At 64.1% G+C, this 14428-nt stretch carries 14 protein-coding genes; 8 read left to right on the top strand and 6 right to left on the bottom strand.

Translation table 11 applies throughout. The annotated features are described in order from the left end of the window. Positions 1-18: 18 nt before the first annotated feature. The gene (locus tag MesoLj_RS12855; RefSeq protein WP_140774647.1) at positions 19-207 is read right to left on the bottom strand and encodes a hypothetical protein; all 189 of its coding nucleotides are present in this window, start codon (positions 205-207) and stop codon (positions 19-21) included. A gap of 94 nt (positions 208-301) precedes the next feature. Continuing rightward, positions 302-754, bottom strand: coding sequence for a manganese-binding transcriptional regulator MntR (mntR, locus tag MesoLj_RS12850; protein WP_056578997.1), 453 nt, complete (start codon positions 752-754; stop codon positions 302-304). Positions 755-988: 234 nt separating this feature from the next. Between mntR and MesoLj_RS12845 the strand changes: the two genes are divergently transcribed. From MesoLj_RS12845 to MesoLj_RS12835, 3 genes are all read left to right on the top strand, one after another. Next, complete coding sequence (locus MesoLj_RS12845) at positions 989-2353, top strand: Nramp family divalent metal transporter (RefSeq protein WP_202326216.1); 1365 nt, start codon at positions 989-991, stop codon at positions 2351-2353. A 50-nt stretch (positions 2354-2403) separates the two neighbouring features. Beyond that, positions 2404-3246 carry a protein-L-isoaspartate O-methyltransferase family protein gene (locus MesoLj_RS12840; RefSeq protein ID WP_202326215.1) on the top strand — a complete coding sequence of 281 codons (843 nt, stop codon included), beginning with the start codon at positions 2404-2406 and terminating at the stop codon, positions 3244-3246. A gap of 117 nt (positions 3247-3363) precedes the next feature. Beyond that, the gene (locus MesoLj_RS12835; RefSeq protein WP_202326214.1) at positions 3364-4014 is read left to right on the top strand and encodes a dihydrofolate reductase family protein; all 651 of its coding nucleotides are present in this window, start codon (positions 3364-3366) and stop codon (positions 4012-4014) included. A 39-nt stretch (positions 4015-4053) separates the two neighbouring features. On the opposite strand, the gene MesoLj_RS12830 is transcribed toward MesoLj_RS12835, so the two are convergent. Further along, the gene (locus MesoLj_RS12830) at positions 4054-4701 is read right to left on the bottom strand and encodes a TetR/AcrR family transcriptional regulator (protein ID WP_202326213.1); all 648 of its coding nucleotides are present in this window, start codon (positions 4699-4701) and stop codon (positions 4054-4056) included. Positions 4702-4788: 87 nt separating this feature from the next. Between MesoLj_RS12830 and MesoLj_RS12825 the strand changes: the two genes are divergently transcribed. Continuing rightward, a complete protein-coding gene (locus MesoLj_RS12825) occupies positions 4789-5925 on the top strand; it encodes an FAD-dependent monooxygenase (RefSeq protein WP_202326212.1) in 1137 nt (378 codons plus the stop codon). A gap of 35 nt (positions 5926-5960) precedes the next feature. On the opposite strand, the gene MesoLj_RS12820 is transcribed toward MesoLj_RS12825, so the two are convergent. Beyond that, entirely contained in the window at positions 5961-6830 is an 870-nt protein-coding gene (locus MesoLj_RS12820) for a LysR substrate-binding domain-containing protein (RefSeq protein WP_244735358.1), read from the bottom strand. A 94-nt stretch (positions 6831-6924) separates the two neighbouring features. Between MesoLj_RS12820 and MesoLj_RS12815 the strand changes: the two genes are divergently transcribed. After that, positions 6925-7524 carry a LysE family translocator gene (locus MesoLj_RS12815; protein ID WP_202326210.1) on the top strand — a complete coding sequence of 200 codons (600 nt, stop codon included), beginning with the start codon at positions 6925-6927 and terminating at the stop codon, positions 7522-7524. A 240-nt stretch (positions 7525-7764) separates the two neighbouring features. Here the strand turns inward: MesoLj_RS12815 and MesoLj_RS12810 are convergent, their stop codons facing one another. Further along, on the bottom strand, positions 7765-8559 hold the full coding sequence (locus MesoLj_RS12810; RefSeq protein ID WP_202326209.1) for an SDR family NAD(P)-dependent oxidoreductase: 795 nt from the start codon (positions 8557-8559) through the stop codon (positions 7765-7767). Positions 8560-8775: 216 nt separating this feature from the next. Here MesoLj_RS12810 and MesoLj_RS12805 point away from each other — a divergent pair, with 216 nt between their 5' ends. Then, positions 8776-9231, top strand: coding sequence for a MarR family winged helix-turn-helix transcriptional regulator (locus MesoLj_RS12805; protein WP_056578667.1), 456 nt, complete (start codon positions 8776-8778; stop codon positions 9229-9231). A gap of 26 nt (positions 9232-9257) precedes the next feature. On the opposite strand, the gene MesoLj_RS12800 is transcribed toward MesoLj_RS12805, so the two are convergent. Then, entirely contained in the window at positions 9258-10436 is a 1179-nt protein-coding gene (locus tag MesoLj_RS12800) for an MFS transporter (protein ID WP_202326208.1), read from the bottom strand. A 195-nt stretch (positions 10437-10631) separates the two neighbouring features. Between MesoLj_RS12800 and MesoLj_RS12795 the strand changes: the two genes are divergently transcribed. Both MesoLj_RS12795 and MesoLj_RS12790 read left to right on the top strand, forming a co-directional pair. Next, positions 10632-10988 carry an ArsR/SmtB family transcription factor gene (locus MesoLj_RS12795; protein ID WP_202326207.1) on the top strand — a complete coding sequence of 119 codons (357 nt, stop codon included), beginning with the start codon at positions 10632-10634 and terminating at the stop codon, positions 10986-10988. A 155-nt stretch (positions 10989-11143) separates the two neighbouring features. Continuing rightward, positions 11144-14383, top strand: a complete 3240-nt coding sequence (locus tag MesoLj_RS12790) for a caspase family protein (protein ID WP_202326206.1) — start codon at positions 11144-11146, stop codon at positions 14381-14383. The last annotated feature ends 45 nt before the right edge of the window (positions 14384-14428 follow it).

Here is a 14428-nt window from a genome sequence, read left to right as displayed (position 1 = left end):
CTTGAGGCCGGCCCGGCCTCAGCCCTTCTGCTTTGCGCCGGCACTCTTGCCGTCGGAGCTTTTCGAGCGTTCCTCGAAGCGCGCGGCGCCCTTCTTCAGGGGATGACCGGTCTCGGCCTCGGTCTTGCGCTCGTCCTTCGCCGCCGCTTGTTTCAACCCTTTGGCGGCTTGCTTGCCCTTGGCGGTCGGAGCTTGTTCAACGCCCATTGCTTCCTCCCTTTGTGCGACATCAGCGCGATGTCAGGAGCAACGTGCGTAAGGCGCGGTGGTTCCGGCCGCCGTCCGAGAACGGCTCAGCGGCCTAGCGCGGCGCGGTCATCGCCTTGCGAAATGCTTCCAGCGTCTCGGCGCTGACATGGTGCTCGATGCCCTCGGCATCGATGCGCGCCGTTTCGGCGCTGACGCCCAGCGAACGCAAGAAGGCTTCCACCGTCTGGTGGCGGATGCGGCTTTCTTCAGCCACCTTGCGGCCGGCATCGGTCAAGAACACGCCGCGATAGGGTTTTCTCGAAACGAGCCCGTCGGCGCACAGTCGCGTCAGCATCTTGGCCACTGTCGGCTGGGCGACGCCGAGCCGCGCGGCGATGTCGACCTGGCGCGCCTCGTTGCCGTCCTCGATCAGGTCGGCGATCAGCTCGACATAGTCCTCGACCAGCGCGCTGCGGCGCGCTTCGCGCGTCTGCCTGAACCCTTCCGAATGGACATCGGCGTCGGGCAATGGCTCGCGCGGAACCGGTCTGTTCTTCAGCGCCAATGCGCGCTCCTCCTCGGGAGTTTGGCCGTCGGCGCTTTTATAGCACGGGCTCTGATTCTTCAGGCCGTTTATTTGCAATCCCCCACGGGCGCAACCGGCGTTTCAGATTGGCGCTTGCACACGCGGTTCGGAGCATCCGCTAAAAAGCACCGACAATGAAATATAGCCTATTGCATAATGTTGAGCCATGGCATAGGTTGCGGACATCCCCCGGAAGTCGCGGAAAGCCTTTCCATGTCAGAAACAGACGTTACAGCCACCCGGTCCGAATGGCGGTTCGCCGGACGGGACGAGGACGACCAGCCCAGCCTGCGCGAGGTCAATTCCTCCGTCGCGGTGCCGACTTCCGGCGTATGGTTCCGCCGTCTGTTCGCCTTCATGGGCCCCGGCTACATGGTTTCGGTCGGGTATATGGACCCCGGCAACTGGGCGACCGACCTCGCCGGCGGCGCCCAGTTCGGCTACACGCTTTTGTTCGTCATCATGCTGTCCAACCTGATGGCGATCCTGCTGCAGGCGCTGGCCGCACGCCTCGGCATCGCCACCGGCCGCGATCTCGCCCAGGCCTGCCGCGCCTATTATCCGCGCCCAGTCAATTTCGTGCTGTGGATCGCCTGCGAACTCGCCATCATCGCCTGTGACCTCGCCGAAGTCATTGGCACGGCGATCGCATTGCAGCTGCTGTTCGGCATTCCACTGATCGGCGGCGCCATACTCACCGCGCTCGACGCCTTCCTGGTGCTGCTCCTGATGAACAAGGGGTTCCGCTATCTCGAAGCCTTCGTCATCGCGCTTTTGATCATCATCTTCAGCTGCTTTGCCATCCAGATCTTCGTCGCCGCCCCACCGGCCGGCACGATCCTGCATTCGATGTTCGTGCCGTCACCGGAGATCGTCACCAATCCGGCGATGCTCTACATCGCGATCGGCATCATCGGCGCCACCGTCATGCCGCACAATCTCTATTTGCACTCCTCGATCGTGCAGACCCGCGCCTATGAGCGCACGGAAAAAGGCAAGCGCGACGCCGTCAAATGGGCGACGATGGACTCCACCATCGCCCTGATGCTGGCGCTGTTCGTCAACGCCGCCATCCTGATCGTGTCGGCTGTCGCCTTCCACGATACCGGCCACCAGGATGTCGCCGAGATCGGCCAGGCCTTCGAGTTGCTGTCGCCGCTCCTGGGCCTGGGCATCGCCTCGATCCTGTTCGCCGTGGCGCTGCTTGCCTCCGGCCTCAACTCGACGGTGACGGCGACGCTTGCCGGCCAGATCATCATGGAAGGGTTCCTGCGCCTGCGCATCCCCAACTGGGCTCGGCGGCTTCTGACGCGCGGCCTCGCCATCATCCCGGTGGTGGTCGTCACCGCGCTCTACGGCGAAAAGGGCACTGGCCAGTTGCTGGTGTTCAGCCAAGTCATCCTGTCCATGCAGTTGCCCTTCGCGGTCATTCCGCTGGTGCAGTTCGTCTCCGACCGCAACAAGATGGGCAGCCTCGCCATCCCGCGCGCCGTGGCGGCCCTTGCCTGGGTGGTCGCCGCGGTCATCCTCGTGCTCAATTTCAAGCTGCTCTACGACACTATGTTCGGGGTCGGCTAAGGTTCCACCGGACCGCGAGACAAACCGGCAAATCGCGCTATCTTGCCGCCATGAGCACGATAGGAGACATCAGGAGATTCTACGCGCGATTGATGGCGGCCAATGCCGCCTCATCGGATCCACGCCTGGAAGAGGTTTTCGCCAGCGTGCCGCGCGAGGCCTTTCTCGGCCCCGGACCATGGACGATCGTCGCCGGCAACGGCAGGGTCACGACGCCCAGCGCCGACCCCTCCCATATTTACCAGAACGTGCTGGTGGCGCTCGATGCCGACAAGGGCATCAACAATGGCGAGCCGTTCCTGCACGCCATGTGGATCGGAAAACTGGCACCGAAACTCGGTGAGACCGTCACCCATATCGGTGCCGGCACCGGCTACTACACAGCCTTGCTCGCCAGGCTGGTGTCACCCGGCGGCACCGTCACCGCTTTCGAACTCGACGACAAGTTGGCCGATCTGGCGCGCAGAAATCTCAAAGCTTACGGCAACGCGACTGTCGTCCATGGCGACGCCGTGACCACGCCCTTGCCGCCATCCGACATCATCTATGTCAACGCCGGCGTCGTCGCCCCTCCGGCCGGATGGCTGAAGGCATTGCGCCCCGGCGGCCGCATGATCTTCCCCTGGCGCCCGGCCGAGCGCGTCCCGCTGGCGGTGATGGTGACCCGCACCCAGAAGGGCTTCGCCTGCGATCCCTTCATGCGCTCCTGGTTCATCCCATGCTTCGGCGCCTCGGTTGCGGATCTTGCGGCGAAGATCCCGACCCGGGAGCAAGCCGCGCGCAGCCGCTCGATATGGCTGACGAGCGACAAGGCGCCGGACCGCACCGCCACGGCCATCTTCGGCGACGTCTGGTTCTCATCGAAGAATCTCCGCGCCAAACCCGGCACCTGACGGATCGATGGGCAGGCTTTTCGGAAATTTCGCGAACCCTGTCGGGATGGCCGAGGGCGGCCCGTCCTTGGGCCATGGTCCGGCCGCGACGGCGTGGATGGAACAAGGGAGAGTACCATGAGGAAGATCATCGCCGCCACCTTCTTCAGCCTGGACGGCGTCATGCAGGCGCCGGGCGGGCCGGAGGAGGATCCGGTCGGCGGCTTCAAGTTCGGCGGCTGGACCTTCCATTACTTCGACGAGGTGGGCGGCGCGGCAATGGAGGAACTCTTCTCCAAACCCTTCGCCCTCCTGCTCGGCCGCAGGACCTATGACATCTTCGCCGCGTACTGGCCGTATCAGAAAGATCCGATCGCGGATGCCTTCAATCCGGCGACCAAATATGTAGCGACGCATCGGCCTGACACCCTCACCTGGCAGAACACGCAATCGCTTGGGCCCGACATCGTCGCGACACTGCGCCGCCTCAAGCAGGAGGATGGACCTGACCTGCTCATCCAGGGATCGGGCAATCTGATCCAGACCCTGCTCGCAAACGGGCTGATCGACGAGATCCGGCTGATGATCTTCCCGCTGCTGCTGGGCAAGGGCAAGCGGCTGTTCGGCGATGACGCCATGCCGGCCGCCTTCAGGCTTGCCAGGTCGCGAACCTCCAGCACCGGCGTCATCATCGCGACCTACGAGCGATCAGGCGAAATCGAGGTCGGCTCCTTTGTCACCGGGGAGCCGTCCGACGCCGAACTCGAACGGCGCAGGAACTGGAAATAGAGGAGCATAAAACAAACCTGAAGTGTGCCGCGATGCGCTTCAGGACAGGCTTGCCTGGGCGTAGGGCGTGCCTGCCATGGCGGCTTCGATACCCCTGGTTCCCTTGTCTATAACCGAGAGAAAGATGGATTTCGCCTTCTCGGCATCCTGGCTCTCTTGATAGACCCGATGCGCCTGGATGAAAGCCACGGTCCAACTTGCCAGGACCAGATTGGCCGCCAAATGAGCATCGGGATCAGTCGGTTCTCTCCCCACGCTTTCGGCGAGTGCCACCGTGACGGTCTGTGCGAGTTCGTCGCGTATTGCCCTTGCCCGCGCAATAAGGGTCGGGCTTTTCTCGATCGTCTCCACGAAGCTCTGGCTTCCTGGAAAGAAGACTATGTAGATGGGGTCTTCCGTAGCGGCCCGATGAGCGAACCGGCGTATCGCCTCGATTGGAGCGACATTGGTATCACGCTGGCGCAAGGCATCGAGAAGCTTCTCGCGGCCTTCTTCGTCGCGATCGAAGAACATGTCTTCCTTGCGCGGAAAATGATTGAACACCGTCATCCGCCCGACGTCGGCGGCCTCCGCGATCTCGTCCACCGTCACATTGTCGAAGCCGCGTTCAATGAACAGGAGCGTGGCAGCATCGGAGATGGCTTGCCGCGTCACAAGGCGCTTCCGGGTCCGGCGGTCAATCGGCATTGACAAGCTTCAAGGCTCCATTTATGTACTCAGTACAACATAAGATTCGATATATATTGATCTTACGTACATGATCGGATGGAATATATGAAAACGCAAGCCGCGACGGTAACCGCGCCAGACAGAGCCGTACTCGTTTCAGGTGCCAGTTTCGCAGGACTGGCAACCGCATATTGGATGAACAAGCTCGGCTATGCCGTGACGGTTGTCGAGGTCTCAAAAGGCCTCAAGAAAGGCGGGACGCCAGTCAATATCGGTGGTGATGTCATAGACATCGTGAAGCGCATGGGCCTGTTCGAACAGATCCAGGCAAACTGCCTGGTGATGGAAGGCACAGAATTCAAAAATTCCGACGATGCGACCGAAGGATGGTTCCATCGTGAGCCCGGCAACGAAGGATCCGACGAGGACTGGGAAATCGAGCGCAATACCTTGCTGGATATCATGTTCGATGCCGTGAAAGACGACGTTGAATTCGTTTTCAGCAACAGCATCGAAGGGCTGGAAGAAACAGCGGACGATGTCCGTGTCTCCTTCAGGGACGGCACTCGACGCTCATTTTCCTTGATATTCGGCTGCGACGGCAATCATTCCCTTGTTCGAAAAATCCAATTCGGAGACGAATCCGGGTACACGCATTTCCTTCGTCAATATTTCTCCATAACGATCATCAACAAGCTGCTGATCAAGGAAAATACCACTCAGATGTATAACGTCCCGGGCAAGGCAGTGATGCTTAACGCCTACAACAACAAGACGGACATAGTTCTTTGCTTTTCATCCGCCAGCGAGATTCCCTACGATTATCGCGACGAGAAGCGACAGAGGGAAATTATCGCCCAACAGTTCGCCGGACAGGATTGGAGAATACCGGAACTGTTGGAGGAAGTGGAGCATTCCAGGACGTTCTACTTTGACAAGGTATGCCAGATAAAAATGCCGTCATGGACAAAGGGCCGGGTGGCGCTGGTGGGCGACGCCGCGTACTGCGCCTCGCCAGCCGCGGGCATGGGTGGATCGCTGGCCATAATCGGCGCAGCCGCCTTGGCCGGCGCGTTTGAGAAGCATGGCGGGAACTTCGAACTGGCATTCCAGCACTACAACCAGACCTTTCGCCCCTATATCGAGAAGGTGCAAGCGGACGCCGCACGCAATCTGGACGTGCTTGTTCCACAAACCGAAGAAGCCATTCGCGAAAGAAACACGCAGCCTAAACCCTGGTAATGGATCCTGGCGGCGGCAGCCCTTCTCGACAACCTTCAGGCCGCGACAGGCCGTCGCGCCAGCCCATCGCGAATATGCCGCGCGAATTCCTGCACCGCCGGCCCGACGCCGTGCCTTGGCAAATGCAGATTGATTGAAAAATTCGGCAGCGGCGGCAGGCCGGTTTCGAACGGCAGGATGTCGAGATCGGCCGGCACGGTCGAAGCCAGCCATGCGGTGACGGCAAGGTCGGAGCGCACGGTTGCGGTCGTTGCGTCGATATTGCCGTTCTCGAACACGGTACGCCATTCCAGCCCATGCTCGTTGAGCGCCGCCAGCACCACCGGCCGGAAGGCGCAGGTGTCGGCGACGATCGACACCGGCAGCGGCCGCTTGGCGCGCGCAGTGCCGCCTCTGGCGCCGACCCAGACCAGCCGGTCGACGGCCAGGCATTCGCCTGATGTCGGGCCGACCCGTTCCTCGATCACCGCGAGGTCGATGGTTCCGGCAGCGAGCGCTGACGCCAGTTCCGGCGACGAGGCGCAGACCAGCGAGATCTCGACCTGCGGATAGGTCTCCGCATAGGCCTTCAGCACCGGCGCGAGCAAGGTTCCGACCAGATCGTAGGGCACGCCGAGCCGCACCTGCCCGGCGACCGCCGAGCCCGCCATCTCCGCCCAGATCTCGTCGTTGAGGCTGAGCAGGCGCTTGGCCTTGTCGAACAGCCGCTCGCCCGACCGCGTCAGGCGCAGGCCGCGCCGGTCGCGCTCGAACAGGCCGCAGCCGAGCGTCTCCTCCAGCCGCTTCACCTGCTGGCTGACGGCGCCTTGCGTCAGGTGCAGCGCATTGGCGGCCGCCGTCATGCTGGCCTTGTCGGCGACGGTGACGAAGGTGCGCATCAGCGCCGTATCGAGATTGCGGATCATATCCGCATTATAGATGCTAATGCCTGATATCACAAACATTGCATTTACTGATGTCGGCCCAAGCCTACCATGGAGCCTCCGAGAAGGACGCCCCATGCTCCAGCCCATCCTGCCGCTCATCCTGTTTGCCTTCGTGGCCACCGCCACACCAGGCATCGCCACGACCTTGTCCACCGCTTCGGGCGCACAATTCGGCTTTCGCCGGTCCGTACCGCTGATGATCGGCAGTGCCGCCGGCCTCGCCACCGTGACAGGCGCGGCCGCCGCTGGGCTCGCCGGCCTGCTGCTTGCGGTGCCTTCGCTGCAACTGGCGATGAAGATCTCCGGCTCGCTCTATCTCCTTTGGCTGGCGCTCAAGATCGGCCGCGCCGGGCCGCCCAATCTCGACGTGACCATGGCCAGGCCGAACAGCTTCCTCGGCGGTGCCGGTATACAGTGGATGAACCCCAAGGGCTGGGCGATGGGGCTGGGCGCGGCGGCCTCGTTCGCCGCCCTGGCCGACGGCCCGGGACAGCTGGCCTTGCTTCTCGGCTCGACCTTCGGCCTCACCGCCGCCATCTCGCTGTCCGTCTGGTGCGTGGCCGGCATGGTGCTGGCCCGGCTGCTCAAGACCGAGTGGCAATGGCGCGCGCTCAACATCGTGCTGGCGCTGGTGCTGGCGGCGTCGATCATTCCGATGTGGCGGTCGGTTTAGAAGCGCTCAAGCCAAATCCGCGCCAGTACCCCCACCCGGACCTGCGGTCCGACCTCCCCACAAGGGGGAGGTAGGGAGCGCGCCTTTTCCACGCCTCAAAGGGGGTGCCGCAGCTCGTCCTCGCCCTTGTGGGGGTCCGAAGGACGGGCGAAACCCGTGGCTCGCCCCGGCAAGTCGCGAACGAAGTGAGCGGGGTGGGGGTGCTGGTTCGCTCGGCGAACCAGCCTCTTCGCTCACCTCTCAAACCCCGTAGCGCGCCGCCGGCTTGTCGGCGTGCAGGCTGCCGTAGAAGGCTTGCCGGGCACCAAGGAAGGTGTCCAGCTTGCCGGCGTCGGCAAGAGCGGGCACGGTGACGGCTTCGCCCTTGGCCAGGCCGACGAGCGCCGCATCGACCATATCTTCGGCGGACATGATGATTTCCTTCGGGAGCTGGTCGATATCGCTGCCGGCGAGTTCCCAGAAATCGGTCCGGGTCGCGCCCGGCAGCACCACCTGCACCTTCACATTGGTGCCCGCGACCTCGCGGTGCAGGGCCTCGGTGAAGTTGACGACATAGGCCTTGGTGCCGCTGTAGATGCCGCCGAACGAGGTCTCATAGGCAAGCACCGAGGCGATGTTGACGATGGCGCCGCGGTTGCGCGCCAGAAGACCCGGCAGCACGGCCCGGGTCAAACGGGTCAAGGCGATGACATTGACCTTGATCATGCGTTCGGCCGCGTCGGCGTCGGCCGTCGCCACCACCTGCTGGCCGCCAAGGCCGGCATTGTTGACGAGCAGCGTCACGCTGTCGTCGGCCGATATCAGCCGCTCTACACGGCGCACGTCGTCGTCATCGGACAGGTCGGCTGTGATGAAGCTGACCTTGCGATCGTAGGCGTAGCGCAGCTTCTCGGCCAGTTCCTCGAGCCGGTCGGCGCGGCGCGCCACCAGAACGAGATCATAACCCTGCCCTGCCAGCCGGTCCGCATAGACCGCGCCGATGCCCGATGAGGCGCCGGTGACGACCGCAGTGCCCTTGTTTGCCTGTCCACTCATTGTCCTGTTCCTTCTATCTCGAACTGTTCGCTTCGATCTGGCCGCCGGCACCGTGGACGTCAGCCCTCACCTTGCCGGCAAGCCGCCTGATTGATTTAGTGGTATATGCCACTATTAATGAAGTAGGCATATGCCACTATCTTGTCAATGAGCGCATCCGGGATTATTTGTCAGCCAGCAGCCGGACATCATGTCCGCGCCGCCGAGGGAATCGCCATGTCGAAAGAGGCCCTGCCCGGACTGTCGCTCTGCAACAACGCCATGCTGCGTCGCGCGACGCGCAAGATTGGCCAGTACTACGATGATGTGCTGGCGCCCTCGGGCCTGAAAGCCACGCAGCAGGGCCTGCTCTATCAGATCCACATCTCCAACGAACCGGCGATGGGCGCCATTGCGTCTGCCCTGATCATGGACCTGTCGGCGCTCGGCCACACGCTGAAGCCGCTGATCCGCGACGGCTATGTCGAGACCTTCGCCGATCCGGCCGACCGCCGCATCAAGCGGGTGCGGCTGACGCCCCGAGGGTTGGTCAAGCTCGATGAGGCGATGAAGCTGTGGCAGGTCGCCCAGCAGCGTTTCGAAGACATGGTCGGCAAGGAGAAGGCCGCGAAGTTGCGCGCGGCGCTGGATGATATTTCCGCGCTGGATTTTGATCTTCCGCCAGCCAGCTGAGCTGACCGGCGGGTTCAAGACAGGTCCTACTCAGCCGGCATCGCGACCGGCCGCGCCAGCATCCGTCCGGCCAGCACGATGCCGAGCCCGATCAACGGGAAGGCGGCGGCGACCAGGCCGAGGTCGGCCGGCGCGCCGTAACGCAGCACGCCCCCGCCAACCACCGCGCCCAGCGCCACGCCGAGATAGAGCGCCGAACCGTTGAGCGACAGCACGATCGGGGCCGCGTCGGGCGCCAGCTTGATGATGCGGCTGGCCTGCGCCGGCGGGAAAGCCCAGCCGACGATGCCCCACGGCACCATCATCGCCATCAGCGCCGGGCCGGCAATATGCTGCGGCAGGAAGTTCGGCACGACCGACAGCATCACCAGCATGGCCGCGCTCAGCGTCAACGACCAGCCGACGGTGCGCGTGGCACCGAAGCGGTCGGCCGCCTGGCCGCCGGCGATGTTGCCGATGACCGCGCCGACGCCGAAGGCGAGCAGCATGCCGGGCAGCGCGATCTGGCTCAGTCCGGCGCCTTCGATGGCAAGCGGCGCGACATAGGCAAAGACGGTGAAGGCGCCGGTCAGCGCCAGCAATGTCGTCACAAGGATCGGCATCACGCCGGGCCGCATCGCCGCGGCAAGCCGGCGCCTGAGCGGCAGCCTGGTGCCGACGATGCCGCGCGGCAGCCGATACCACAGGATCGCGCCGGCGAGCGCGCCAAGCCCGGCAATGGCATAGAAAGTGCCGCGCCAGCCGGCGAAGGCCGCCACCAGCGCGCCAAGCGGCGCACCGACAGCGACGGCCACGGTGGTGCCGCCGACGACGACGGCGATGGCACGCGCCCGGTGATGGTCATCGACCAGCGCCACCGCCGTGCCCTGCGCGGTCGCGGCGAACAGGCCGGACGACAACGCCATGATGATGCGCGCGGCCAACAGCACTTCGAAGGATGAGCTCAAGGCGGCAACAACGTTGCCGATGACGAAGAACACCAGCGTCCACAAGATGACGCGACGCCGGTCCCATTCGCCGGTCAGCGTCGCCAGGATCGGCGTGCCGATCGCATAGGCGAGCGCGAAGGCGGTGATCAGCGAGCCGGCGAGCGGGATGGAAATGCCGGCATCCCGGGCGATGTCGGGCAGAAGGCTGGAGATGACGAAGCCTTCGGTCGAGATCGTGAACGATCCGAGCGCGAGCCAGAAGAGCCGCTTGTCCATGGCAGATGTCCTTAGTTCAAAAGTTGTTGAACAATTGGACATAACAGGCCATGATGTCAATGAAGCCAGGGGAAAATAGCTGAACCATCCTGACAGCCCTGTGTCAGCACGGGTCCCAGAACGGAGAAACAATGTGCACGGCCACGGCGGGACAGACGCGTTGAAATCGGCCCGAACTGTGCTTAGGTTCCAGCCATGACCTTGCCACACCCCAATACGGACCAGATCAGCCTGCCCATCGTGCTTGGCGTGCTCGGAGACCCGACGCGGCTGGCCATCGTGCGCTATCTCGCCAGCAAGGAAGGCGTGCCGCTGAACTGCAGCCAGTTCCTCGACCTCGCCTCCAAGACCAATCTCAGCTACCACCTTGCCAAGCTGCGCGAGGCCGGCGTCACCCGCGCCGAAGTGGCCGGCACCAACCGCATGATCACGCTGCGCCGCGCCGACCTCGACGCCCGCTTCCCCGGCCTGCTCGATAGCGTCATCGCCGCGGCCGTGGACGACCCCGCACTGCCGGCGGTCGGCGGCCACGATATCGAGATGCCGGCCTGACGACAGGCCTCGCCGGTCGCGGAACGGCTTGCTGCGACAGCCAATGCCCTTATGCTGCCCAGATCGGGTAAAACAATCCGCCTAGCTTTGGGGGTTGCGGTGTGAAGCGGCGGCTTTGCGAACAATCTTGGTTCCTTCTCTGCCTGGCGGCGGTCATGGCCTGCGGCTGCTGGCTTGCCACTGCGTCGGCCACTGAGGCCGCCAGGTTGCGCGGTGTGGCGCTGGTTGTCGGCAACAGCGCCTATGAGCATCTGAAGCCGCTGCCCAATCCGCGGAACGACGCGCACGCCATCGAGGATCTGCTCGATAGCCTTGGCTTCGACACCTCCGTCTCCACCGACCGTGATGCATCCCGCCTCGCCCGCGATCTCCAGCGTTTCGCCGAGGATGCCAGGGATGCCGATGTCGCAGTGCTCTACTATTCGGGCCACGGAATAGAGGCCGGCGGCGAGAACTATCTCGTGCCCATCGATGCCGACGTTTCCGCGCTCGACGCGGCGGACGAAAGACTGGTGCCGCTCTCGGCGCTGGTCGCCAAACTCCAGGCGACGGTTCCCGTAACCATCGTCATGCTGGATGCCTGCCGCACCAGTCCATTCCCGTCCGGTGCTGTTGTCCGCGCCGCGCCAGGAGCGGCGCCCGCGCCCATCGGCGCCGGCCTGAGCGAAGCACGCGGCGCGGCTCCCTTGCAACCCGCCGCCGGCGCCACGCCAGCCGATGAGAGCGTCGGTGCGGTCGTTGCCTTCGCCGCGGCGCCCGGCCACACCGCGCTCGACGGCGCCGCCGGCGGCAACAGCCCCTACGCCGCCGCCATCCTTCGCCACTTCGACGCAATGCAGGGCGAGGAATTCGGTACCGTCATGCGCATGGTCGCCGAAGAGGTCTATCTCAAGACCAACGGCCAGCAGCGGCCCTGGGTCAACGAAAGCCTCCGCCGGCTGCTGTATTTCGGCAAGGCACCGGCCGAACCAACCGGCGACGATGGCGACATCCTCAAGGAGCGCCGCCAGCTTCTGCTCACGATCGCCGCCCTGCCCGACGCCGACCGCAAGCAGATCGAAGCCACCGCCGCCGACCGCGGCGTGCCGATGGACGCGCTCTACGCCATGCTGCGCGCCATGGGCGCCGAGACGCCGAGGGATCCGGCCGAACTCGAAAAATTGCTGCGCGACCAGGCCGATCGGCTTAAGGGCATCATGGCGGAGCGCTCGGCACTGAAAAGCCAGGATCCCGAGATCGTGCGGCTCTCCGCCCTGGCCGACAAGGCGCTCTCCGAAGGCGCGCTCGATGCAAATCTGCGTTTGCGCGAAGCAGCGAAAGCCCGTTTCACGGCCGTCTCGGCAAGCCTTGACGCCACCGAGGCAAATTTGGAGGCCCGTCGGCTCGAAGGCGGCGCGATCTTTGCCAGCACGGCCGACGCAAATGAACTCAAGGGGGACTATCTGCCGGCGGCCGGCGACTACGCCAAGGCCTTCGAACAGGTCGAGCGCTGGGATAAGAGGCTGGCCTTACGGTACAAGCTCGCCCAGGGGGCAGCACTCATGAACCATGGCGACTACCGTGGCGACAATGCTGCGCTGGCAGATGCCATCGCCGTGATGCAGGAGGCATTGGCGCTCGCGCCGCGTGACACGGCACCGGACGATTGGGCCACGACCCAGAATAATCTTGCCAATGCCCTTCTGGCTCTCGGCCAGCGAGACACCGATACGCGGCGTCTCACGCAAGCGGTCGCCGCCTACCGAGCGGTGCTTGAGGTCAGCACCCGCGAACACGCCCCGCTTGAATGGGCGGGCACCCAGTCCAATCTCGCCAGCACCCTGGCTGCTCTTGGCGAACGCGAGAGCGGCACGGCACATCTGGAGGAGGCCATTGTCGCTTTTCGCGCGGCACTCGAGGAAAGCACCCGTGAACGCGCGCCTGTTCAATGGGCCACGATACAGAACAATCTCGGCAGCACGCTGATCGCTCTTGGCGAGCGCGAGAACGGCACGGCGCGGCTGGAGGAAGCCATCGTCGCCTTTCGCGCGGCTCTTGAGGAACGTCCACGAGAGCGCGTGCCGCTGGACTGGTCGAGAACGCAAAACAATCTCGCCAACGCGCTGGTGGCGCTTGGGCGGCGCGAACCCGACAACACGCGGCTGGAGGAAGCGGTAACCGCCTATAGGGCGGCGATCGAGGAGCAGACGCGCGAGCGCTATCCCGTGCAATGGGCCGGAATGCAGAACAACCTCGGCAATGCACTATCGGTGCTGGGCGCGCGTGAAAGCGGCGCCGTGCGGTTGGAGGAAGCGGTCATCGCCTATCGTGCTGCGCTCGAAGCGCAGACACGCCTACTCGCGCCGCTGCAATGGGCGGAAACGCAGACCAATCTAGGCACCGTCCTGATGACCCTGGGCGAGCGCGAAAACGGCACCACGCGGCTGGAGGAGGCGGTCATCGCCTTCCGCGCTGCACTGGAGGAGCGCACGCGCCAACGCGTGCCGCTCGGTTGGGCCGCCACGCAATCCGATCTTGGCCGTGCTCTGGCGGGAATCGGCCTGCACAATGGCGACACGACATTGTTGGAGCAGGCCGTCACCGCCTACCGGGCGGCCTTGGAGGAAATGACGCGCGAGCGCAAGCCGTTCGACTGGGCGACGACGCAGAACAATCTCGGCATCGCCCTGGCGGCGCTCGGACAACGTGATAACGGCACGGAGCGGCTGGAAGAGGCGCTCGTCGCCTATCGCGCCGCGCTCCAGGAGCGCACCCGTGAACGCGTTCCGCTCGATTGGGCAGCGACGCAGACAAACATCGGCAGCGTGCTTGAACTGCTCGGCGAGCGCAGCGACACAACAAGGTTGGTGGACGCCGTTGCGGCGTTTCGCGCGGCGCTCGAAGAACGCACCCGTCAGCGCGTGCCACTCGATTGGGCGCAGACACAGTACAATCTCGGCAATACGCTTCTTGCCATCGGCAAGCATGTCGACGGCACGCCTCAACTGCAGGAGGCCACCGACGCCTATCGTTCGGTTCTTGAAGTCGTGACCCGCGAAAACGTGCCGTTCTATTGGGCACAGACGCAGTACAATCTTGGCGATGCGCTTCAGCTCCTTGCCGATCGCACGGGTGATGCCGCGGTTCTCGAACAAGCCATCACCGCCTATCGTGCCACGCTCGAAGTGCGCACGCGCGATAGCCAGCCGCTCGACTGGGGACAAACGCAGGCCAATCTCGGCCGGGCATTGATCGGTCTTGGCGTGGGCAGCCGCTCGCGCGATCTGGTTCTTGAAGGACGCAACGCCGTGCAGGCCGCCAGGGACGTGTATCAAGCCGCGGGCTATAGCCAGTATGACACGTTCTTCACCAGCCTTCTGAACTATGCGGACAACGAATTGGCGAGCTTGAACTGATCGGCGGGCTACTCCTGGCGCCAACCTGCCGGGATTGGTTCACGA

It is taken from the genome of Mesorhizobium sp. 113-3-9, assembly GCF_016756515.1.
In the GTDB taxonomy this organism is placed as follows: Bacteria; Pseudomonadota; Alphaproteobacteria; order Rhizobiales; family Rhizobiaceae; genus Mesorhizobium.
This window is presented reverse-complemented; position numbering and strand designations above follow the sequence as displayed.

Excerpts from the sequence above, each read along its gene's own strand:
- MesoLj_RS12790 (WP_202326206.1), top strand. The coding sequence starts at position 11,144 with ATGGCCTGCGGCTGCTGGCTTGCCACTGCGTCGGCCACTGAGGCCGCC.
- MesoLj_RS12805 (WP_056578667.1), top strand. The coding sequence starts at position 8,776 with ATGTCGAAAGAGGCCCTGCCCGGACTGTCGCTCTGCAACAACGCCATG.
- MesoLj_RS12825 (WP_202326212.1), top strand. The coding sequence starts at position 4,789 with ATGAAAACGCAAGCCGCGACGGTAACCGCGCCAGACAGAGCCGTACTC.
- MesoLj_RS12810 (WP_202326209.1), bottom strand. The coding sequence starts at position 8,559 with ATGAGTGGACAGGCAAACAAGGGCACTGCGGTCGTCACCGGCGCCTCA.
- MesoLj_RS12845 (WP_202326216.1), top strand. The coding sequence starts at position 989 with ATGTCAGAAACAGACGTTACAGCCACCCGGTCCGAATGGCGGTTCGCC.
- MesoLj_RS12820 (WP_244735358.1), bottom strand. The coding sequence starts at position 6,830 with ATGATCCGCAATCTCGATACGGCGCTGATGCGCACCTTCGTCACCGTC.
- MesoLj_RS12855 (WP_140774647.1), bottom strand. The coding sequence starts at position 207 with ATGGGCGTTGAACAAGCTCCGACCGCCAAGGGCAAGCAAGCCGCCAAA.
- MesoLj_RS12835 (WP_202326214.1), top strand. The coding sequence starts at position 3,364 with ATGAGGAAGATCATCGCCGCCACCTTCTTCAGCCTGGACGGCGTCATG.
- MesoLj_RS12800 (WP_202326208.1), bottom strand. The coding sequence starts at position 10,436 with ATGGACAAGCGGCTCTTCTGGCTCGCGCTCGGATCGTTCACGATCTCG.
- MesoLj_RS12815 (WP_202326210.1), top strand. The coding sequence starts at position 6,925 with ATGCTCCAGCCCATCCTGCCGCTCATCCTGTTTGCCTTCGTGGCCACC.
- MesoLj_RS12795 (WP_202326207.1), top strand. The coding sequence starts at position 10,632 with ATGACCTTGCCACACCCCAATACGGACCAGATCAGCCTGCCCATCGTG.
- MesoLj_RS12840 (WP_202326215.1), top strand. The coding sequence starts at position 2,404 with ATGAGCACGATAGGAGACATCAGGAGATTCTACGCGCGATTGATGGCG.
- MesoLj_RS12830 (WP_202326213.1), bottom strand. The coding sequence starts at position 4,701 with ATGCCGATTGACCGCCGGACCCGGAAGCGCCTTGTGACGCGGCAAGCC.